At 70.2% G+C, this 19,425-nt stretch carries 21 protein-coding genes and 2 tRNA genes; 9 read left to right on the forward strand and 14 right to left on the reverse strand.

Annotated elements, in window-relative coordinates; all coding sequences use genetic code 11:
- From ACTWQJ_RS23280 to ACTWQJ_RS23290, 3 genes are all read right to left on the reverse strand, one after another.
- On the reverse strand, positions 1–1,113 hold a 1,113-nt coding region (locus ACTWQJ_RS23280; protein WP_443308543.1), incomplete at its 3' end, for a D-alanine--D-alanine ligase family protein.
- A gap of 58 nt (positions 1,114–1,171) precedes the next feature.
- Complete coding sequence (locus ACTWQJ_RS23285; protein ID WP_443308544.1) at positions 1,172–2,182, reverse strand: NAD(P)H-dependent glycerol-3-phosphate dehydrogenase; 1,011 nt, start codon at positions 2,180–2,182, stop codon at positions 1,172–1,174.
- Positions 2,179–3,039, reverse strand: coding sequence for a lysophospholipid acyltransferase family protein (locus ACTWQJ_RS23290; RefSeq protein WP_443308545.1), 861 nt, complete (start codon positions 3,037–3,039; stop codon positions 2,179–2,181). The genes ACTWQJ_RS23285 and ACTWQJ_RS23290 overlap by 4 nt, the downstream gene beginning before the upstream one ends.
- Before the next feature lie 142 nt (positions 3,040–3,181).
- On the opposite strand from ACTWQJ_RS23290, the gene cofC reads away from it, so the two are divergent.
- Both cofC and ACTWQJ_RS23300 read left to right on the forward strand, forming a co-directional pair.
- Entirely contained in the window at positions 3,182–3,820 is a 639-nt protein-coding gene (cofC, locus tag ACTWQJ_RS23295; RefSeq protein WP_443308546.1) for a 2-phospho-L-lactate guanylyltransferase, read from the forward strand.
- A gap of 9 nt (positions 3,821–3,829) precedes the next feature.
- Entirely contained in the window at positions 3,830–4,033 is a 204-nt protein-coding gene (locus ACTWQJ_RS23300) for a hypothetical protein (RefSeq protein WP_224736871.1), read from the forward strand.
- Between the two features lie 86 nt (positions 4,034–4,119).
- Here the strand turns inward: ACTWQJ_RS23300 and ACTWQJ_RS23305 are convergent, their stop codons facing one another.
- The 4 genes from ACTWQJ_RS23305 to leuC all read right to left on the reverse strand — a co-directional run bounded on the left by ACTWQJ_RS23305 (position 4,120) and on the right by leuC (position 7,412).
- Entirely contained in the window at positions 4,120–4,746 is a 627-nt protein-coding gene (locus tag ACTWQJ_RS23305) for an HU family DNA-binding protein (RefSeq protein WP_443308547.1), read from the reverse strand.
- Between the two features lie 136 nt (positions 4,747–4,882).
- On the reverse strand, positions 4,883–5,113 hold the full coding sequence (locus tag ACTWQJ_RS23310) for a hypothetical protein (RefSeq protein WP_129801554.1): 231 nt from the start codon (positions 5,111–5,113) through the stop codon (positions 4,883–4,885).
- 268 nt (positions 5,114–5,381) lie between these two features.
- Positions 5,382–5,975 (reverse strand): 3-isopropylmalate dehydratase small subunit, encoded by a 594-nt coding sequence (leuD, locus tag ACTWQJ_RS23315; RefSeq protein WP_129801555.1) that lies wholly within the window; start codon positions 5,973–5,975, stop codon positions 5,382–5,384.
- A 6-nt stretch (positions 5,976–5,981) separates the two neighbouring features.
- Positions 5,982–7,412, reverse strand: a complete 1,431-nt coding sequence (gene leuC, locus ACTWQJ_RS23320; protein WP_443308548.1) for a 3-isopropylmalate dehydratase large subunit — start codon at positions 7,410–7,412, stop codon at positions 5,982–5,984.
- 196 nt (positions 7,413–7,608) lie between these two features.
- Between leuC and ndgR the strand changes: the two genes are divergently transcribed.
- Complete coding sequence (ndgR, locus tag ACTWQJ_RS23325) at positions 7,609–8,325, forward strand: IclR family transcriptional regulator NdgR (protein ID WP_129801557.1); 717 nt, start codon at positions 7,609–7,611, stop codon at positions 8,323–8,325.
- Positions 8,326–8,397: 72 nt separating this feature from the next.
- On the opposite strand, the gene ACTWQJ_RS23330 is transcribed toward ndgR, so the two are convergent.
- Positions 8,398–8,880 (reverse strand): DUF4188 domain-containing protein, encoded by a 483-nt coding sequence (locus tag ACTWQJ_RS23330; RefSeq protein WP_443308549.1) that lies wholly within the window; start codon positions 8,878–8,880, stop codon positions 8,398–8,400.
- Positions 8,881–8,980: 100 nt separating this feature from the next.
- Here ACTWQJ_RS23330 and ACTWQJ_RS23335 point away from each other — a divergent pair, with 100 nt between their 5' ends.
- Positions 8,981–9,628 carry a MerR family transcriptional regulator gene (locus ACTWQJ_RS23335; RefSeq protein WP_443308555.1) on the forward strand — a complete coding sequence of 216 codons (648 nt, stop codon included), beginning with the start codon at positions 8,981–8,983 and terminating at the stop codon, positions 9,626–9,628.
- A 64-nt stretch (positions 9,629–9,692) separates the two neighbouring features.
- Here ACTWQJ_RS23335 and ACTWQJ_RS23340 read toward each other — a convergent pair.
- The 6 genes from ACTWQJ_RS23340 to ACTWQJ_RS23365 all read right to left on the reverse strand — a co-directional run bounded on the left by ACTWQJ_RS23340 (position 9,693) and on the right by ACTWQJ_RS23365 (position 13,408).
- Positions 9,693–9,765 (reverse strand) — tRNA-Glu (locus ACTWQJ_RS23340).
- Positions 9,766–9,793: 28 nt separating this feature from the next.
- A tRNA-Gln gene (locus ACTWQJ_RS23345) sits at positions 9,794–9,865 on the reverse strand.
- A 92-nt stretch (positions 9,866–9,957) separates the two neighbouring features.
- Positions 9,958–10,689, reverse strand: coding sequence for an HAD family hydrolase (locus ACTWQJ_RS23350; RefSeq protein WP_443308550.1), 732 nt, complete (start codon positions 10,687–10,689; stop codon positions 9,958–9,960).
- 86 nt (positions 10,690–10,775) lie between these two features.
- A complete protein-coding gene (gene gltX, locus ACTWQJ_RS23355; protein ID WP_443308551.1) occupies positions 10,776–12,284 on the reverse strand; it encodes a glutamate--tRNA ligase in 1,509 nt (502 codons plus the stop codon).
- Positions 12,277–13,053, reverse strand: coding sequence for a fumarylacetoacetate hydrolase family protein (locus tag ACTWQJ_RS23360; protein ID WP_443308552.1), 777 nt, complete (start codon positions 13,051–13,053; stop codon positions 12,277–12,279). The genes gltX and ACTWQJ_RS23360 overlap by 8 nt, the downstream gene beginning before the upstream one ends.
- Before the next feature lie 166 nt (positions 13,054–13,219).
- A complete protein-coding gene (locus tag ACTWQJ_RS23365) occupies positions 13,220–13,408 on the reverse strand; it encodes a hypothetical protein (protein WP_409469462.1) in 189 nt (62 codons plus the stop codon).
- A 579-nt stretch (positions 13,409–13,987) separates the two neighbouring features.
- Between ACTWQJ_RS23365 and ACTWQJ_RS23370 the strand changes: the two genes are divergently transcribed.
- The 5 genes from ACTWQJ_RS23370 to ACTWQJ_RS23390 form a co-directional block, all read left to right on the forward strand.
- Positions 13,988–17,647, forward strand: coding sequence for a nitrate- and nitrite sensing domain-containing protein (locus ACTWQJ_RS23370; RefSeq protein WP_443308553.1), 3,660 nt, complete (start codon positions 13,988–13,990; stop codon positions 17,645–17,647).
- 9 nt (positions 17,648–17,656) lie between these two features.
- Complete coding sequence (locus ACTWQJ_RS23375) at positions 17,657–18,070, forward strand: roadblock/LC7 domain-containing protein (RefSeq protein ID WP_129801651.1); 414 nt, start codon at positions 17,657–17,659, stop codon at positions 18,068–18,070.
- A 111-nt stretch (positions 18,071–18,181) separates the two neighbouring features.
- Positions 18,182–18,580 carry a DUF742 domain-containing protein gene (locus ACTWQJ_RS23380; protein WP_073941118.1) on the forward strand — a complete coding sequence of 133 codons (399 nt, stop codon included), beginning with the start codon at positions 18,182–18,184 and terminating at the stop codon, positions 18,578–18,580.
- Positions 18,561–19,136, forward strand: coding sequence for a GTP-binding protein (locus ACTWQJ_RS23385; RefSeq protein WP_224734784.1), 576 nt, complete (start codon positions 18,561–18,563; stop codon positions 19,134–19,136). The genes ACTWQJ_RS23380 and ACTWQJ_RS23385 overlap by 20 nt, the downstream gene beginning before the upstream one ends.
- Before the next feature lie 66 nt (positions 19,137–19,202).
- Positions 19,203–19,425, forward strand: a 223-nt coding sequence (locus tag ACTWQJ_RS23390) for a hypothetical protein (RefSeq protein WP_443308554.1), incomplete at its 3' end; no start/stop codon positions are given.

The raw sequence follows: 19,425 nt of genomic DNA on the forward strand, positions 1-19,425 counted from the left end.
GTCCACCAGCTCCGCGTACGCCACCCCGCTCGCCTGCCACATCTGCGGGTACATCGAGATGGGCGTGAAGCCGTGCATCGTGTTGATCTCGTTGATCACGAACTCACCGTCCTCGGTGAGGAAGAAGTCCGCACGGACGAGCCCTTCGCAGGACGCCGCGTCGAACGCCTCGACGGCGAGCCGGCGCACCTCGGCGGTCTGCTCGTCGGTGAGCGGGGCCGGCACGATCCCCGGCGTGGAGTCGATGTACTTCGCCTCGAAGTCGTAGTAGGCGTGCGCGTCCGGCGGCGGGATCTCGGCGGGGACGGAGGCGCGCGGGCCGTCCTCGAACTCCAGCACGCCGCACTCGATCTCACGGCCACGCAGCGCGGCCTCGACGATGATCTTCGGGTCGTGGCGCTGGGCCTCGGCGATCGCCTCGTCGAGGCCTTCGAAGGACTCGACCTTGGTGATGCCGATCGACGACCCCGCGCGCGCGGGCTTCACGAACAGCGGCCAGCCGTGCTCCCCCGCGAACTCGGCGATCCGGCGCCGCGCACCGGTCTCGTCGAGCTGCCACTCGCGCGGCCTGATCACCACGTACGGGCCCACCTTCAGCCCGAACGAGACGAACACCCGCTTCATGTACTCCTTGTCCTGGCCCACGGCCGAGGCGAGCACCCCGGAACCCACGTACGGGACGCCGGACAGCTCCAGGAGGCCCTGGAGAGTGCCGTCCTCGCCGTACGGACCGTGCAGCACCGGGAAGACCACGTCGACCTCGCCGAGCGCCTTGGGCACCGATCCGGGCTCGCTGTAGACGACTTCGCGGTTCGCGGGGTCGACGGGGAGCAGCACGCCGCCCTCGGTCGACTCGGCGAGCTCCTCGACGTCGGGCGTGCGGCGGTCGGCGATCGCCATGCGCTCCGGTTCGTCGGCGGTGAGCACCCAGCGGCCTTCCCGGGTGATGCCGATCGGCAGGACGTCGTACTTCGTCCGGTCGATGGCCCGCAGTACGGCGCCGGCGGTGACCGTGGAGATCCCGTGTTCGGAGCTGCGCCCGCCGAACACGACGGCCACGCGCGGCTTGCGAGACGGCTGCTCAGGGCTCTGGGGGAGGTTCTCGGTGCTCATATCGCGATGAGAGTACCCGTTGGTAGGGGCGGGAGACAGCGTCCGGGGACGGCGTGGCTCAGCGTCGTTCCGGCTTCGCGCTGCGCGACATCAGCTCCTTGAGGGCGACCACGGGAGGCTTGCCCTCGTGCACGATCCCGACGACCGTCTCGGTGATCGGCATGTCGACGCCGTGCCGGCGGGCCAGATCCAGCACCGACTCACAGGACTTGACGCCCTCGGCGGTCTGCTTGGTGACCGCGATGGTCTCCTCGAGGGTCATGCCCTTGCCGAGGTTGGTGCCGAAGGTGTGGTTGCGGGACAGCGGCGACGAGCAGGTCGCCACCAGGTCGCCCAGGCCCGCGAGTCCGGAGAAGGTCAGCGGGTCGGCGCCCATGGCGAGCCCGAGCCGGGTGGTCTCGGCGAGCCCGCGCGTGATGAGCGAGCCCTTGGCGTTGTCGCCGAGGCCCATTCCGTCCGCGATGCCGACGGCGAGCCCGATGACGTTCTTGACCGCACCGCCGAGTTCACAGCCGACGACGTCGGTGTTGGTGTACGGGCGGAAGTACGGCGTGTGGCAGGCGGCCTGGAGCCGCCGGGCGACCGCCTCGTCGGTGCAGGCGACCACGGCCGCGGCCGGCATGCGCGCGGCGATCTCGCGGGCGAGGTTGGGTCCGGTGACCACGGCGACCTGCTCCGGGCCGACCTTGGCGACATCCTCGATGACCTCGCTCATCCGCATGGCGGAGCCGAGTTCGACGCCCTTCATCAGCGAGACCAGAACGGTGCCGGGGGCCAGCAGCGGCACCCAGGCGGCGAGATTGCCGCGCAGTGTCTGCGAGGGGATGGAGAGCACCGTGAAGTCGGCACCGGCGGCGGCCTCGGCAGGGTCCGTGGTGGCGCGCAGGTTCTCGGGGAGTTCGAAGCCCGGAAGATAGTCGGGGTTGGTCCGGCCGGAGTTGATCGCTTCCGCGACCTCCGTGCGGCGCGCACACAGGGTGACCTCGCACCCCGCGTCGGCGAGCACGATGCCGAACGCCGTGCCCCACGAACCCGCGCTGAAGACCGCCGCCTTGACCGGCTTGCTCACTGCCCCTGCCCCTCTTCCCGGGCGAACTGCCCGGCCACTTCCCGACCGGCCGGACCGGCTGCCCTGCCCTGTGCAGCTGCCTCTGTCTGCACCTGCGCCTCTGCCTCCGCTCGCGCCTGCGTCTGCGCCTCGGTCCGGCGCCGCTGCTCGATGCGTTCCCGCCTCGGGTCGTACGGCGTCTCGGGTGCCCGCTCGCCGCGGATCTCCTCCAGCTGGCGGGTGATCGCGGCCATGATGACCTCGGTGGCCTCCTTGAGGACGTCCGCGGTCATGTCCTTGCCGTAGAAGGGCGAGAGGTCCACCGGCGGGCCGGCGAGCACGTGGTGGGTCTTGCGCGGGAAGAGGTGCGGCTTCTTGGCGTACGGCGGCAGCAGTTCGTTGGCGCCCCACTGGGCGACCGGGATGACGGGGCACTTGGTCTTCAGCGCGACGCGGGCGGCACCGGTCTTGCCGGTCATGGGCCAGCCGTTCGGGTCGCGGGTGATGGTGCCCTCGGGGTAGAACGCGACGCACTCGCCGCGCTCCACGGCGTCGATTGCGGCCCGGAAGGCGCTCAGTGCGTCCGTGCTCTCGCGGTAGACGGGAATCTGTCCGGTGCCGCGCATCGCGGCGCCCACGAATCCCTTCCTGAAAAGCCCGCTCTTCGCCAGGAATCGCGGAACCCGTCCGGTGTTGTACTGAAAGTGCGCGTACGCGAACGGGTCGGCGTGGGAATTATGGTTCACCACGGTGATAAAACCGCCCGTGGCCGGAATGTGCTCCATTCCACGCCAGTCCCGCTTGAGCAGAACCACCAGCGGCGGTTTGCAGATCACCGCGGCGAAGCGGTACCAGAAGCCGATTCTGCGGCGGGGCACACGGACACCTTCCTTCCAGGGCATGGGGGAGGCACAAGTGTCGCCCCAGGCCGCCTGTCTGTCGAGAACACCGTACGCCCGAGTCTCCGCCCGCCCCATGGCCCGGGTGACAATGGCCGCGACAAGAGAGGGACGAACGCTCGTGCACTGGACCTTGGTGATACCTGTGAAGTCTCTGGCGCGGGCCAAGAGCAGGCTCTCCGACGCCGCCGGCGACGGGCTGCGCCCGGGCCTCGCCCTCGCTTTCGCGCAGGACACGGTGGCCGCCGCGCTGATCTGCCCGGCGGTGCGGGATGTGGCAGTTGTCACGGACGACGCCCTGGCGGGCCGGGAGCTGGCCGCGCTGGGCGCCCGGATCGTCACGGACGAGCCGAGCGGCGGCCTGAACGCCGCTCTGGCGCACGGAGCGGCAACCGTCCGGGCCGAACGCCCCGAAAGCCCCGTCGCCGCCCTGAACGCCGATCTTCCCGCCCTGCGCCCACCGGAATTGGCCCGGGTACTGGAGGCGGCCGGGGAATTCCCGCGCGCTTTTCTCCCCGATGCGGCCGCAATCGGCACGACACTGCTGGCGGCCGCTCCGGGACGGGAATTGCTCCCGGCATTCGGTACGGATTCCCGGGCCCGCCATCGCGCATCCGGTGCGGTGGAACTCGGCCTCGGGGGCGTGGATTCGGTACGCCAGGACGTGGACACCGGCGACGATCTGCGTGCGGCGCTCGCCCTCGGAGTGGGACCCCGTACGGCAGCGGCCACCGCGCGGTTGCTGATTCCGGGGCAGTAGGCTGCCATCATGCAGGCCACCGCATACACGTACGACGCCGAGACGCGCAGCGGGCAGGTGCTGCTCGACGACGGCACTCCGGTGCCCTTCGACGCCGCCGCCTTCGATGCGGGCGGGCTCAGACTGCTGCGGCCCGGGCAGCGGGTGCGCATCGAGGTGGAGGGGCCTGAGGACAGCCCCCGGATCACCCTGGTGACACTCCAGACGCTCTGAAACCCCCCTGCTCAACCGCCCCGAAACACACCGCGGGCCGGGCTCCCGACGGGAGTCCGGCCCGGCGCGTGAGTAGTTCCGCGCCGCTACCTCTTGCGGGCGGTGGTCTTCTTGGCGGCACTCTTGCGCGCCGTCGACTTCTTGGCGGGGGCCTTCTTGGCCGTCGCCTTCTTCGCCGGGGCCTTCTTGGCGGCGGCCTTCTTCGCAGCGGTGGTCTTGGCGGCCGCCGTGGTCTTCTTGGCGGGGGCCTTCTTCGCCGCGGCCTTCTTCGCAGCCGCCGGGGCCTTCTTGGCAGGCGCCTTCTTCGCCGCGGCCTTCTTCGCCGCGGCCTTGGTGACCTTCTTGGCGGCGGCCTTCTTGACCGTGGCCGCGGCACCGCCGGTCAGGCTGCCCTTGGGCGCCTTCTTGACGGCGACCTCGCCCCCGCGCGGGAGCTTCTTCGAGCCGCTCACCAGATCCTTGAAACCCTGGCCCGCGCGGAACCGCGGCACCGAGGTCTTCTTGACCCGAACCCGCTCGCCCGTCTGAGGGTTGCGGGCGTACCGGGCCGGCCGGTCGACCTTCTCGAACGAACCGAAGCCGGTGACCGAGACCCGCTCACCTGCGACGACCGCTCGGACGATGGCGTCCAGTACATGGTCGACAGCGTCGGCAGCCTGCTGGCGGCCGCCCATCTTGTCGGCAATCGCTTCTACGAGCTGCGCCTTGTTCACGTCTTCCCCTTCGGAGACATCGCCAGAACGAAAGTGTTCAAGCTTTTTCGCACGTTAGGCAGATATATACCGCAAATCAAACACGAAACGGGCTAATCACCCTTGTGCCGCAGCCGACTCGACGGTTCCGGACTGTTCAGGCTTCCTCTTCGGGGAATCGACCCTCGTCGAGGTCGGCCGTGAACCGCTCCAGACGCCTTGTCGCATCGGCAAGATCGTGCTTGGCCGCGGCCGTGATGACCAGCAGCTTCCGGGTCAGCGCCATCCGTACGCCCTCCGGGACTTGCAGTGCGCGCACCCTTGCGTGCGCTTCCTTGAGTTGGTCCGCGACCGCCGCATAGAGCTCGAGTTGGCCGTCGTGTTCCATGCACAGATTGTGCCATCTGGGGCGAGTTGTCGCCTGCCCGGGGCGGCAACTACCGCCTCAAACGGCCGTCCGGGCCCCTGTCGACGCCGCGTTCTCAAGGCTCGCGTACCCCAACAACAACCGCCCTAACGTGGGAATTTGAAGGGACGGACGGTGCCGCGCCCGGCCGTCCGGGGCGCAAAAACGGCTGTACCCCCGATCGGTCGATCGGGGGTACAGCCGGGGTGTTGAGGTGGCCGAAACTCGACCGCCGCGGGGGTGAGAAGGTTCAGACCTTCAGCGTGCGCGGCTTGTACGCGGGCCGCCCCGCCTCGTACGTGGCGATGTCGCCCTCGTTCTGCAGCGTGATGGAGATGTCGTCCAGCCCGTTCAGCAACCGCCAGCGGGAGTTCTCGTCCAGCTCGAAGGAGGCGGTGATGCCCTCCGCGCGCACCTCGCGGCGCTCCAGGTCGACGGTGATCTCGGCCTGCGGGTCCTGTTCCGTGAGCTCCCACAGCGCATCGACGATCTTCTGCTCCAGAACCACCGTGAGCAGCCCGTTCTTCAGCGAGTTGCCGCGGAAGATGTCGGCGAAGCGGGAGGAGATCACGGTCTTGAAGCCGTAGTTCTGCAGCGCCCAGACGGCGTGCTCACGCGAGGAGCCGGTGCCGAAGTCGGGGCCGGCGACCAGGACGGTCGCGCCCTGCCGCTCGGGCTGGTTGAGGATGAAGGACGCGTCCTTGCGCCAGGCCTCGAACAGCCCGTCCTCGAACCCGTCCCGGGTCACCTTCTTGAGCCAGTGCGCGGGGATGATCTGGTCGGTGTCGACGTTGCTGCGGCGCAGCGGGACGGCCCGGCCGGTGTGGGTGGTGAATGCTTCCATGACTGATCAGACTCCAGCGGGCGTACGGGCGGGCTCTTCGGTCAGGTCGGCCGGGGAGGCCAGGTGGCCGAGCACGGCGGTCGCGGCGGCGACCTGCGGCGACACCAGGTGCGTACGGCCGCCCTTGCCCTGCCTGCCCTCGAAGTTGCGGTTGGAGGTGGACGCGGAGCGCTCACCGGGGGCCAGCTGGTCGGGGTTCATGCCGAGGCACATCGAGCAGCCCGCGTGCCGCCATTCGGCGCCGGCCTCCTTGAAGACGACGTCCAGCCCCTCGGAGACGGCCTGCAGACCGACCCGCGCGGAGCCCGGGACGACCAGCATCCGTACGCCGTCGGCGACTTTGCGGCTCCGCAGGATGTCGGCGGCGGCGCGCAGGTCCTCGATGCGGCCGTTGGTGCAGGAGCCTACGAAGACGGTGTCCACCTTGATGGAGCGCAGCGGCTGTCCGGCCTCCAACCCCATGTATTCCAGGGCCTTTTCGGCGGCCAGGCGCTCCGAAGCGTCTTCGTACGAAGCAGGGTCGGGGACGGCGGCCGAAAGGGGCGCGCCCTGGCCGGGGTTGGTGCCCCAGGTGACGAACGGCGACAGTTCGTCGGCGTTGATGACGACTTCGGCGTCGAACTCGGCGTCGTCGTCGGTGCGCAGCGTCTTCCAGTACTCCACCGCCGCGTCCCAGTCGGCACCCTCGGGCGCGTGCGGGCGGCCCTTGAGGTAGGCGAACGTGGTCTCGTCGGGGGCGATCATGCCCGCGCGGGCGCCGGCCTCGATCGACATGTTGCAGATGGTCATCCGGGCCTCCATCGAGAGCTTCTCGATGGCGGAGCCGCGGTACTCCAGGATGTAGCCCTGGCCGCCGCCGGTGCCGATCCTGGCGATGATCGCCAGGATCAGGTCCTTGGCGGTGACGCCCTCGGGCAGTTCGCCGTCGACCGTGATCGCCATGGTCTTCGGGCGGGCCAGGGGCAGCGTCTGGGTGGCCAGCACGTGCTCGACCTGCGAGGTGCCGATACCGAACGCCAGCGCGCCGAAGGCGCCGTGCGTGGAGGTGTGGGAGTCGCCGCAGACGACGGTGGTGCCGGGCTGGGTGAGTCCCAGCTGCGGGCCGACGACGTGGACGACGCCCTGCTCGACATCGCCGAGCGGGTGCAGCCGTACGCCGAACTCGGCGCAGTTCTTGCGCAGCGTCTCCAGCTGGGCGCGGGAGACCGGGTCCGCGATGGGCTTGTCGATGTCGAGGGTGGGGGTGTTGTGGTCCTCGGTCGCGATGGTGAGGTCGAGGCGGCGCACCTTCCGGCCGCTCTTGCGGAGGCCGTCGAAGGCCTGCGGGCTGGTCACCTCGTGCAGCAGGTGCAGATCAATGTAGAGGAGGTCGGGCTCGCCCTCGGCGCGCCGGACGACATGGTCGTCCCAGACCTTCTCCGCGAGTGTCCTACCCATCGCTTTCCCTCCGGTCGGCAAAGGTGCGCCGACCCAACTAGAGATCTTGAGGAGGCGGCGCCCGCGCCCCGGTGTCCGGGCGCCCGCCGCCAGGCCCGTCGGTCCGCGGGCCACTGTGCCTTCGTGACATCCAGGGTGGCGTGTTCCACCGAAAATTGAACTTGCGTTTCACAGAGTGAGACGCAAGTATCGTTGCATGGACAACAGTAGCGGCGTCGGCGTTCTGGACAAGGCGGCCCTCGTCCTGAGCGCTCTGGAGTCCGGTCCGGCCACCCTCGCGGGTCTGGTCGCGGCCACCGGACTGGCACGACCCACGGCTCACCGCCTGGCCGTGGCTTTGGAACACCACCGTATGGTGGCGCGCGACATGCAGGGCCGTTTCATTCTCGGCCCGCGGCTGGCAGAACTGGCCGCGGCCGCCGGCGAGGACCGCCTCCTCGCCACGGCGGGCCCGGTGCTCACCCACCTCCGTGACGTCACGGGCGAGAGCGCACAGCTCTACCGACGCCAGGGCGACATGCGCATCTGCGTCGCCGCGGCGGAGCGCCTGTCCGGCCTGCGGGACACGGTCCCGGTCGGCTCGACACTCACGATGAAGGCCGGTTCCTCGGCGCAGATCCTCATGGCCTGGGAGGAGCCGGAGCGCCTGCACCGGGGCCTGCAGGGCGCCCGTTTCACGGCCACAGCACTCTCGGGCGTACGACGCCGGGGCTGGGCGCAGTCGATCGGCGAGCGCGAGCCGGGCGTCGCGTCCGTCTCCGCACCGGTACGCGGCCCCTCCAACCGCGTCGTGGCCGCCGTCTCCGTCTCCGGCCCCATCGAGCGCCTCACGCGCCACCCGGGCCGTATGCACGCGCAGGCGGTCATCGACGCCGCCGCCCGTCTCTCCGAGGCCCTGCGCCGCTCGAGCTGACCAGCGGCCGCTGACCGGGAGGAGGGCCCGCCTCAACGCCGCGGCAGGCCCGTCCCCCGATGTCCGCTCCGCTCACTTCACCTTGAGTCGGTCGGCCGCACGGTCGCCGCGCCGGGCGACCGGCACCACACCGGTGGCCCGACCCAGGCCGAACTCGGGCATGTTCACGTAGACCGATTCGTAGGACCCGGCAGGCACGACGTACGTCTCGTGCCAGAAGCCGACCTTCCCCTTCCCCGCGCGCAGCCGCCGGTTGAAGGCGGCCCAGGCCGGGCGGTGCTGCCGGTCCGGCGCCGAGGCGTACGCGAGGAGCTTCTCCTTCGAGTCCCAGTACTGCACGACGTACAGCACCCGCGGGAAGCCCAGCAGGAACTGGTACCCCAGCAGTCCGCTGCCCTTCTCACGCGAGAGCTCCGCGAGCATGGGCGGCATGGCCTTGGCGACCGGCCACCAACTCCGCAGTGCCGTAAAGCTGTTGACGCGCATCCCGATGAGGAAGACGACGATCTCGCCCTCACCCGCGGCGGTCATGCGCCCTTCGATCGGCTTGCTCATGATGTCCCCCATCCCGTCATTGGATAGCGTCGCTATCCATGCTTGGATAGTGACACTCCCCAACGGGGAGCGCAAGCGGAAACTCGAACACGGGACGGACATGCGACTGGCGGAGCTGAGTGAGCGCAGCGGGGTCTCCACGGCCACGATCAAGTACTACCTGCGCGAGGGCCTGCTCCCGCCGGGCCGCCGGGTCACCGCCACCCAGGCCGAGTACGGCGAGGAGCACCTGCGCCGGCTGCGCCTGGTGCGGGCGCTGATCCAGGTCGGCGGGGTCTCGGTGGCCTCCGCGCGAGACGTGCTCGCCGCACTGGACGACGGCTCCCTGGACCACAACGCGCGCCTGGGCACCGCCGTGTGGGCCCTCCCGCACGGCAGGTCCGCCGACGCGGAGGACCCGGCGACCGAGACGGCCCGGCAGCGCGCGGACCGCCTGTTGGAGCTGCTCGGCTGGGGCTACGGCCCCACGACCGATGTGACGCCCCCCGCACTCGGGATGCTCGTCACCGCGATCGCGGCCCTGGAGCGGCTCGGATATCCCTGCGCCATCGAGGACTTGGAGCCGTACGCCCGCGCGCTGGGGCAGCTCGCCGTCCACGATCTGGATCTGGTGGAGCGGTACGGCGGCACGCCGGACGAACAGGTGGAGGCGGCCGTGGCGCTGACCGTGCTGTACGAGCCGGTGCTGCTCGCCCTGCGCCGGCTGGCGGAGGCGGAGGAGTCGCGCCGCCGGTTCGGCGGGACGTGAGGCCGGGAAGTCGGGCCGGACACGCCGATGGGCCCCCACCGAAGTGGAGGCCCATCGATCTGCGTACCCCCGACCGGATTCGAACCGGCGCTACCGCCTTGAGAGGGCGGCGTGCTAGGCCGCTACACAACGGGGGCGAGGATCTTACGTTTCCGCAGATCCGAGCTGGTCTACCTGGACTCGAACCAAGACTAACTGAACCAGAATCAGTCGTGCTGCCAATTACACCATAGGCCACTGGAACGCAAGCCCCTGAGGGGATCTTGTTCTAGCTTTGCGCTGTCGGTTTCCGGCCTCTCGGCCCGCTCCCCGGCGGCGCAGGAAGAACATTACCTGAAGGTGGACGGGGCTCCAAAACGGCTTTCCGAGCCGAGGATCGCGGGGAGTTCGGTGAGCGAGGCGATCCGGTGCGGTCCGGTGGAGGCGTCACCGCTGGTGTACGCGCCGCCACGGTCGATCCAGACCGACAGCAGTCCGGCGTCGGCGGCGCCCCGTCCGTCGATCTCCGGGTGGTCTCCGACGTACGCGACGAGATGCGGCGGCAGGGCCAGCGCCTCGCACGCCGCGAGGAAGGCGCCGGCCTCGGGCTTGGAGACGCCGAGCTCGGCGGCGCACAGCACGGCCTCGAAGCGGTCGCGCACGCCCAGGACGCGCAGCTTGCGGTCCTGGACGTGGAGGCTGGAGTTGGAGAGCACCGCGTGCCGGTGGCTGGCGGCGAGGACGTCCAGGGCGGGCAGTACGTCCGGGAAGAGGGCCCAGGCGGCCTCGTAGTGCCCGATGTACCGCTCGAACCAGGCCTCGGCCTCGGCGTCGCTGAGCTCTTCGCCGAGAAACACCCGTACGCGGTCCCGCCGCTGCTCCTCGAAGGACACCTCACCGGCGGCGAACCGCGCCCACTGCCGGTCCGTGACCTGCCGCCAGTGCACGAGGGCCTGCTCGACGCTGTCGTACCCGTCGAGCAGGCCCTCGGCCGCCAGGTGCGCGCGCATTCCGGCGCGGTCCGCGGTCGTGTAGTCGAAAAGCGTGTCGTCGACGTCCCAGACCACGGCCTGAATGCTCATGGTCCGACGGTAACCCGGCGACCGCGGGTTCCGGGCAGGTACGGCGAAGGGGCGGCACCCCTTCCGGATGCCGCCCCTTCTGTGCGCTACGCCGTCAGCTTCGCCAGCGCCGCGTCGATACGGGCCAGCGTCTTCTCCTTGCCCAGGACCTCCAGGGACTCGAAGAGCGGCAGGCCGACCGTGCGGCCGGTGACGGCGACCCGGACCGGGGCCTGGGCCTTGCCGAGCTTGAGGCCGTGGGCCTCACCGGCGGCCAGGACGGCCTCCTTCAGGGACTCGGCGGAGTTCCAGTCGGCCGCGTCGAGCTTCTCGCGGGCGGTGCGCAGCAGGGCGTCGGAGCCCTCCTTCATCGCCTTGTTCCAGCTCGCCTCGTCGAAGACCGGCTCCGGCAGGAACAGGAAGTCGACGTTGTCGGTGATCTCGGAGAGGACCTTCAGACGGGTCTGTGCGTGCGGGGCGATGGCCTGCCACTTCACCTCGTCGAAGGCCTCCGGGGCCCACGGGGCGAACGGGGCCTGGAGCCATGGGCGGCAGCGCTCTGTGAAGTCCTTCACATCGAGCAGGCGGATGTGGTCGCCGTTGATCGCCTCGCACTTCTTGAGGTCGAAGCGGGCCGGGTTGGGGTTCACGTCCGCGATGTCGAAGGCCGCGACCATCTCGTCCATGGTGAAGATGTCCTGGTCGGCCGAGAGCGACCAGCCGAGGAGCGAGAGGTAGTTGAGGAGGCCCTCGGGGAGGAAGCCGCGCTCCCGGTAGAGGTTGAGCGACGACTGCGGGTCGCGCTTGGAGAGCTTCTTGTTGCCCTCACCCATCACGTACGGCAGGTGCCCGAACTCCGGGATGCGCTTGGCGATGCCCAGCTCGATCAGCGCCTTGTACAGGGCGATCTGGCGCGGGGTGGAGGAGAGCAGGTCCTCGCCGCGCAGGATGTGCGTGATCTCCATCAGGGCGTCGTCGACCGGGTTCACGAGCGTGTAGAGGGGAGCGCCGTTCGCTCGGACGATCCCGTAGTCCGGGACGTTCTCCGGCGTGAACGTCAGCTCGCCGCGGACCAGGTCCGTGAAGGTGATCGTCTCGTCCGGCATGCGGAAGCGGACGATCGGGGTGCGGCCCTGCGCCTGGTACTCGGCGACCTGCGCGGCGGTGAGCTCGCGGCAGTGGCCGTCGTAGCCGGAGGGCCGGCCGGCCGCGCGGGCGGCCTCGCGGCGGGTGTCCAGCTCCTCCTGGGAGCAGTAGCAGTGGTAGGCGTGGCCGGCGTCCAGGAGCTTCTGGGCCACGTCCTGGTAGATGTCCATGCGCTGCGACTGGCGGTACGGCGCGTGCGGGCCGCCGCCCGCGCCGGAGGCGCTATCGAATGCTGCGGGGCCCTCGTCCCAGTCGAAGCCGAGCCAGCGCATCGCGTCGAGCAGCTGCTCGTAGGACTCCTCGGAGTCGCGGGCCACGTCGGTGTCCTCAATACGGAACACGAACGTACCGCCGGTGTGGCGGGCAAACGCCCAGTTGAACAGGGCGGTGCGGACCAGCCCCACGTGGGGGTTACCGGTGGGCGACGGACAGAAACGTACGCGAACGGGGGAGCCGGGTGCGCTAGCCACGCTTGACAACCTTGTTGGTGAGAGTGCCGATGCCTTCGATGCTGACGGAGACCTCGTCGCCGACAGCGAGGGGGCCGACCCCCGCGGGGGTGCCCGTGAGGATCACGTCGCCGGGGAGCAGCGTCATGGCCTCGGAGATGTTGACGATCAGATCCTCGATCGGGTGGATCATCTCGCTGGTGCGGCCGAGCTGGCGTTGCTGTCCGTTGACGGTGAGCTGGATGGTGAGGTCCGACGGGTCGAGGTCGGTCTCCACCCAGGGGCCGAGCGGGCAGGAGGTGTCGAAGCCCTTGGCCCTGGCCCACTGCTTCTCGCGCCTCTGCACGTCACGGGCGGTGATGTCGTTGGCGCAGGTGTAGCCCAGGATCACGTCCTTGACGCGCTCGCGCGGGACCTCGCGGCACATGCGGCCGATCACGACGGCCAGCTCGGCCTCGTGGTGGAGTTCCTCGGAGAAGGAGGGGTACTGGATCTCGTCGCCGGGGCCGATCACCGAGGTGGACGGCTTGAAGAAGGCGAACGGGGCGTCCGGGACCTCGTTGCCCAGCTCGCGCGCGTGCTCGGCGTAGTTGCGGCCGAAGGCCACGACCTTGTTGGGGAGCACCGGCGGCAGCAGCCGGACCTTGCTCAGCGGGACCTTCGTACCGGAGAGCTCGAAGTCCGCGAACGGGATGCCCTTGATGATGTCGAGGACGAGCTCGTCCGGCTTGTCGCCCTCGACCGCGCCGAAGGCGACGTTCCCGTCGATGGAGAACCTGGCGATGCGCACGGGATGCTTGGCCCCTTGACTGAGCTGGCTGAAGTCTGACGCTCCAGGCTATCTCGGCGGGACCTGTCCGGCGGATCAGGCTGGAGGGAGGAACAGCGGCGTCGCACCGCCCCGGGGCGCAACAGGGCGCCTCGCGCATCGCGAGGCGCCCTGTGTCTGCCTGCCCCTACTCCGCCGCCGCAGCCCCGGCCGGGACGTCCATCAGGACGGTGCGGCGGGGGTTGGCGGTCTGGGTCGGGAGGTCGACGGAGTGCTCCGGGTGATCCGGGGTCTGCAGTTCGTCGGCGTCGTCGAGGTGCGCCAGCGTCGTGCGCCGCGGGTTGGCTATCGTGCGGAACATCATCGTCGTCTTCACGGTTGTACTGAACCCTGTCATGTACGGGGCGCCGGAAGCGCCGGTTGGCAGAAGGTCGCCTCTTGTAAAGCGTCAGGCTAAACATCCGATTCCCACCGGATGGCACGCAGCGCCCTACGGCCGCGTGTGAGTTTGCTCACGAACCCGAGCTCAAACCGGTCAATTCAGGCTGGCAACTCATACCAACGAAACGGACATTGACCCCCTGAAGCCAACATTCCGCTCCTGATCATCGCGACTGGGACACCCGGCCCGTCTCGACGACTCGCTCAGAAATGTCCGCTATAAGGCGGAGGTCGCTCTACGTGTCGTGACGCTCCCCTCACGCGGTGTCACGGATGTCACAGCCTGACCAACTGGCCTTGTTGGAGATCCGGCACTGTGCTGGAATTCCACGGACCGCCGCAGGATCGAGCCGGCGCGCAGGGGGCGCGAAACAGCGCCGAGTGGCGGCGAGAAGGGGGAGTCCAGCGCCGGTCACTCACGACCATCCGGGTGCGCATTCAGGGCGCTCCCGATCGACGCCGACACCGTCCTTCCGTTCGCGGAGGGGCGCCTGGTCCAGAGGTTGCGACGCTAGTGCAGGGACGTTTCAAGAGGGATGGCAGCGCTTCGGCGGAGCCGGAGCCGCACGGCGGGACCGACCGCGGTTCCTCGCCCCAGCACGCCCAGGGCCAGGGCCCGTCCGGTGACGGCGGTGCGCGCCCCGGCGCGTCGGCGCCTTCGGGCACTCCGACGCCCGCTCCGACGGTGAAGCCTCCGCAGGGATCGAGCGGCCCCGGGCCGCGAATAGCCCTGCGCAACTGGCGCATCTCCACCCGTCTGGTGTCGCTGCTCGCGCTCCCGGTGGTCGCGGCCACCTCGCTCGGCGCACTGCGTATCAACCAGTCCATGGACGACATCCAGCAGCTCGACAACATGAAGCTGCTGACGGAAATGACCAAGCAGGCGACCGAACTGGCCGCCGCGCTCCAGGAGGAGCGCGACCAGTCCGCCGGCCCGCTGGCGCACGGCTCGACGGCCAGCGCGAGCACGGTCAAGGGCTTCCAGACCAAGACGGACCGGGCGCTGGAGAACTTCCTCGCCGCCTCGGAGGAGGTCGACTCCGCCAGCAAGGACGGCAACCTCCAGGGCGTCCGCGACAGCCTGGTCGGCCTCGCCCGCGATCTCAACGGCCTCAACGAGATCCGCAGCAACGCCTACGAAGCCGAGGACAACTCCACGCAGACGGTGGAGGCCTACCACCGCCTCATCACGCACCTGCTCGACCTCTCGCAGGACATGGCGGAGGCGACCAGCAACCCCGACATGATCCAGCGCACCCGCGCCCTGTCGGCGTTCTCCTCCGCCAAGGAGTACGCGTCGATCCAGCGCGCGGTCCTCGCGGCGGCGCTGCCCGCGAACAACCGGACGGCCGGCGACCTGTCCGAGAACGACCGCCTGTACGCCGAATCGGCGCTGGAGAGCCAGATCTCCGAGCTGCGCAGCTTCACCAGCATCTACGGCGATGGGGCCGAGGAACTCCTCAAGCCCATCGACCAGAACAACGCGACCATCGAGGCCACCGACACCTACGCAGGCCGCGCGCTGCGGGAGAACGGCCTGGCCGGGTTGGAGAGGCGCTCCTACCGGGACTGGCTGGACGACAGCTCCACCAAGATCCAGCAGATGAAGAACATCGAGCGCACCCTGCTCGAGGACATGGAGCAGAAAGCGCGCGAGCTGCGCAGCGAGTCGGAGCGCGAGGCGATCATCTCCGGTGCGCTGATCCTGCTCGTGCTCGGCGTGTCGCTGGTCGGCGCCTTCGTGGTGGCCCGGTCCATGATCCGCTCGCTGCGCCGCCTGGAGGACACCGCGACGAAGGTCGCCCAGGACCGGCTGCCCGAGCTGGTCAAGCAGCTGTCCGAGTCCGACCCGCAGGACGTGGACACGTCCGTGGAGTCGGTCGGTGTGCACTCCCGCGACGAGATCGGCCGAGTGGCCGCGGCGTTCGACGACGTGCACCGCGAGGCGGTCCGCCTCGCCGCCGAGCAGGCCCTGCTGCGGGGCAACGTCAACGCGATGTTCACCAACCTCTCGCGTCGCTCCCAGGGTCTGATCCAGCGCCAGCTGTCGCTGATCTCCGAACTGGAGTCCCGTGAGGCGGACCCGGACCAGCTGGCCTCGCTGTTCAAGCTGGACCACCTCGCCACCCGTATGCGCCGTAACGGCGAGAACCTCCTCGTCCTCGCGGGTGAGGAGCCCGGCCGACGCTGGACCCGCCCGGTCCCGCTGGTCGACGTGCTCCGCGCCGCCGCGTCCGAGGTGGAGCAGTACGAGCGCATCGAGCTGGCCGCGGTGCCGACCACCCAGGTCGCCGGCCGCGTGGTCAACGACCTCGTGCACCTGCTCGCCGAGCTGCTGGAGAACGCCACGTCGTTCTCCTCGCCGCAGACCAAGGTCAAGGTCACCGGTCACGCCCTGCCCGACGGCCGGGTGCTGATCGAGATCCACGACACCGGTATCGGCCTCTCGCCCGAGGACCTCGCCCAGATCAACGAGCGGCTCGCCTCGCCGCCCACCGTGGACGTCTCCGTCTCCCGGCGCATGGGTCTGTTCGTGGTCGGCCGGCTGTCGCAGCGGCACGGCATCCGGATCCAGCTGCGCCCGTCCGACTCCGGTGGTACGACCGCGCTGGTCATGCTGCCCGTCGACGTCGCCCAGGGCGGCAAGAAGCCGCAGGGCAAGCCCGGTCAGGGTGGCGCCGGTGGCCCGGCCGCGGCGCAGGCTGCCGCCGGTGTGGCCGCGGCCCGCCGTGGCAACGGCGGTTCGCTGGGCGCCGGTGCGCCCGGTGGCGGGGGCCGGCTCGGTGCCGGTCAGGGGCCGCGGGCCGAGCTGCCGGGCCGGGACTCGGGTGGGCGTCCGGGGGCTCCGGGCGGCGCACGCGGACCGCAGACTCCCCCGGCGCCCCAGCAGGGCCGGCCCGCCCCGGCGGGTGCCCAGGCCTCCGGTGCGCCGCAGGGCCAGGACGGCCGCGGCAACGTGCCGCCGCAGCGCGGCGACGCGGGCGCGGGTACCGAGCGCGGCCGGCGTGGACGTCAGCCGCAGCTGCCGCCGCGCGGTGGCGCACGGGCCGAGCTGCCGGGCGGCAACCAGCAGTCCCGGCCGAGCTGGAGCGACGAGAACGCCCAGCCGCCGGTGCCGCGCGCCGCGCTGGACACCCCGCGCGGCCACGAGGAGCCGGACGTCTCGCAGACGGCCCGGATGCCCCGCGTGGACGACCGCCAGGGCCCCGGCTCCACCGCCGAGATGCCGGCGGTTCCGCGGATCGACGACCGCCAGGGCCCCGGTGCCCCGAACGGCCAGCAGAACGGCGGCCAGTTCGTCCGCCCGGACGTCTTCGGCGCGCAGAACGGCCCGAACAGCTCGTCCACCACGGGGCAGTTCGCCGCACCTCAGGCGCACGACAACGGCTCCACCGGCCAGTTCCCGGCGCCCCAGGCGTACGGCAACGGCTCCACGGGGCAGTTCCCGGTTCCTCCCGCACCTCAGGCTCCCCAGGCTTACGACAACGGGGCTACCGGCCAGTTCTCCACGCCGGGCCACGACGGCTCCTCGACCGGGCAGCACGCGCTGCCCGGCGGCCACCAGAACCCCTCGGGTCCGGGCCAGTACGAGCGGCCGCAGGGCGACTTCGGTGCCCAGCGGCCCCCGGCCCCGCAGCGTCCGCAGCAGCGGCCCGCCCGCCCGGAGCCGGAGGCGCTGCCGCCGGCCTCGGGTCCTGGTGACGGTCGTACGCCGCTGTACGACACGCTGGAGACCAACTGGTTCCACGGCCAGCAGGGCCAGCAGCCCCAGCAGGGTCAGCAGCCCGAGCCGCAGCGCCGGCCCGACCGGCCGCAGGGCAACGGCTCCGCACCGGCCCCGCGCCAGCCGCAGGCCTCCGCGGCCCCTCAGCGTCCCGCCGCCACCTGGCGCAGCTCGCCGAACGACGATCTCGTCCGGCAGGCGGAGCGCGTCCGGCAGCCGGCCGCGGGCGGTGTCACCACCTCCGGTCTGCCGCGCCGGGTGCCCCGGGCGAACCTCGTCCCGGGCACTGCTCAGCAGCAACCGCACCAGAGCGGTCCGCAGGTCTCGCGTGCGCCCCAGGACGTGCGCGGCCGGCTGACCAACCTCCGTCGGGGTATCGCACAGGGCCGTCAGGCCGGGTCCGGCCAGACGGGCAGCTTCCCGAGCCCCACTCACCAGCAGGAGCGTTAGTTGAGTCCGATGAGCCAGGCGGCACAGAACCTGAACTGGTTGATCACCAACTTCGTGGACAACACCCCCGGGGTGTCCCACACCGTCGTCGTGTCCGCCGACGGACTCCTCCTGGCGCTGTCGGAGGGCTTTCCGCGCGACCGGGCCGACCAGTTGGCGGCGGTCGCGTCGGGGCTCACCTCGCTGACGGCCGGGGCCTCCCGGATCTTCGAGGGGGGCGACGTGGCACAGACCGTTGTGGAGATGGAGCGAGGTTTCCTCTTCCTCATGTCCATCTCGGACGGCTCGTCCCTGGCCGTTCTCGCACATCCCGACTGCGACATCGGTCTCGTCGGCTACGAGATGGCGCTGCTGGTCGACCGCGCGGGCGCGGTGCTCACGCCCGACCTGCGCGCCGAACTGCAAGGAAGTCTGCTCCACTAGCGATCCCGGATCCACCCGTCTCACCAAATCACCGTCCGGCCGCCACAATCCCCCCACCGGCCCCCGTCAGACGGCACGACTGACCAACTTGCTGTCCCGCCCGGAGGATTCATGACCCCGCCCACCGCCTCTCATGATCCGTACACAGATCCGTACGGGGACGAGGGCGACCAGCCGCTGGTACGTCCGTACGCGATGACCGGCGGCCGGACCCGGCCGCGCTACCAGCTCGCCCTCGAGGCACTGATCAGCACGACGGCCGACCCGGCAGCGCTCATGGGGCTGCTCCCGGAGCACCAGCGCATCTGCCATCTGTGCCGCGAGGTGAAGTCGGTCGCCGAGGTGTCGGCGCTGCTCGCCATGCCGCTCGGAGTGGCCCGGATCCTCGTCGCGGACCTCGCCGAGGCCGGGCTCGTGGCCGTCCACCAGCCGGGCGGCGACGAGAACAACGGCGGTGCTCCGGACGTGACACTGCTCGAAAGGGTGCTCAGTGGACTTCGCAAGCTCTGAACCGAGAGGCGCCACCACATCGGCGAAGATCGTGGTGGCGGGCGGCTTCGGCGTGGGCAAGACCACGTTCGTCGGCGCCGTCTCGGAGATCAACCCGCTGCGCACGGAGGCCGTCATGACGTCCGCGAGCGCGGGCATCGACGACCTCACGCACACCGGGGGCAAGACCACCACGACGGTGGCCATGGACTTCGGCCGTATCACCCTGGACCAGGACCTGATCCTGTACCTGTTCGGTACCCCGGGCCAGGACCGCTTCTGGTTCATGTGGGACGACCTGGTGCGCGGCGCCATCGGCGCGGTGGTGCTGGTGGACACGCGCCGGCTGGCGGACTGCTTCCCGGCCGTGGACTACTTCGAGAACAGCGGTCTGCCGTTCGTCGTCGCTCTCAACGGCTTCGACGGCCAGCAGCCGTACCAGCCCGACGAGGTCCGCGAGGCACTCCAGATCGGCCCGGACACCCCGATCATCACCACCGACGCCCGGCACCGGGCGGACGCCAAGTCCGCGCTGATCACGCTGGTCGAGCACGCTTTGATGGCCCGGCTGAAGTAGCACTCAAATCGGCAGCGCCGTACGGCAGTTGCCGTAGGCATATGGGGACGGACGCTGAAGCCGGCTGTGGCCTTTGACACGGTCGGCTTCGGTGTTCATAACGTTTCGGCAGAGGAATCGGGTGGCACCGCCACGCGTCGCGGTCGACTGGTGTCGCTGCGCGCACAAAAGCCCCGTCATTTGACGGGGCTCGCTCTTTATGACCGTTTTATCTGGGGCCTGGATCGCTCGGAATCCCCGTCATCCCATGTTTGGAAGAGCGCAGGTCGACGTGCTGGAATGCCTGAAC

Source organism: Streptomyces sp. KR55 (assembly GCF_052245645.1).
Taxonomy (GTDB): domain Bacteria; phylum Actinomycetota; class Actinomycetes; order Streptomycetales; family Streptomycetaceae; genus Streptomyces; species Streptomyces flavusporus.

Coding starts and splice junctions, on each gene's coding strand:
- leuD (WP_129801555.1), bottom strand. CDS start 5,975: ATGGAAGCATTCACCACCCACACCGGCCGGGCCGTCCCGCTGCGCCGC.
- ACTWQJ_RS23310 (WP_129801554.1), bottom strand. CDS start 5,113: ATGGAACACGACGGCCAACTCGAGCTCTATGCGGCGGTCGCGGACCAA.
- ACTWQJ_RS23380 (WP_073941118.1), top strand. CDS start 18,182: ATGACCCCGCCCACCGCCTCTCATGATCCGTACACAGATCCGTACGGG.
- ACTWQJ_RS23375 (WP_129801651.1), top strand. CDS start 17,657: ATGAGCCAGGCGGCACAGAACCTGAACTGGTTGATCACCAACTTCGTG.
- ndgR (WP_129801557.1), top strand. CDS start 7,609: ATGGACAACAGTAGCGGCGTCGGCGTTCTGGACAAGGCGGCCCTCGTC.
- ACTWQJ_RS23335 (WP_443308555.1), top strand. CDS start 8,981: ATGCGACTGGCGGAGCTGAGTGAGCGCAGCGGGGTCTCCACGGCCACG.
- ACTWQJ_RS23350 (WP_443308550.1), bottom strand. CDS start 10,689: ATGAGCATTCAGGCCGTGGTCTGGGACGTCGACGACACGCTTTTCGAC.
- ACTWQJ_RS23300 (WP_224736871.1), top strand. CDS start 3,830: ATGCAGGCCACCGCATACACGTACGACGCCGAGACGCGCAGCGGGCAG.
- ACTWQJ_RS23330 (WP_443308549.1), bottom strand. CDS start 8,880: ATGAGCAAGCCGATCGAAGGGCGCATGACCGCCGCGGGTGAGGGCGAG.
- leuC (WP_443308548.1), bottom strand. CDS start 7,412: ATGGGTAGGACACTCGCGGAGAAGGTCTGGGACGACCATGTCGTCCGG.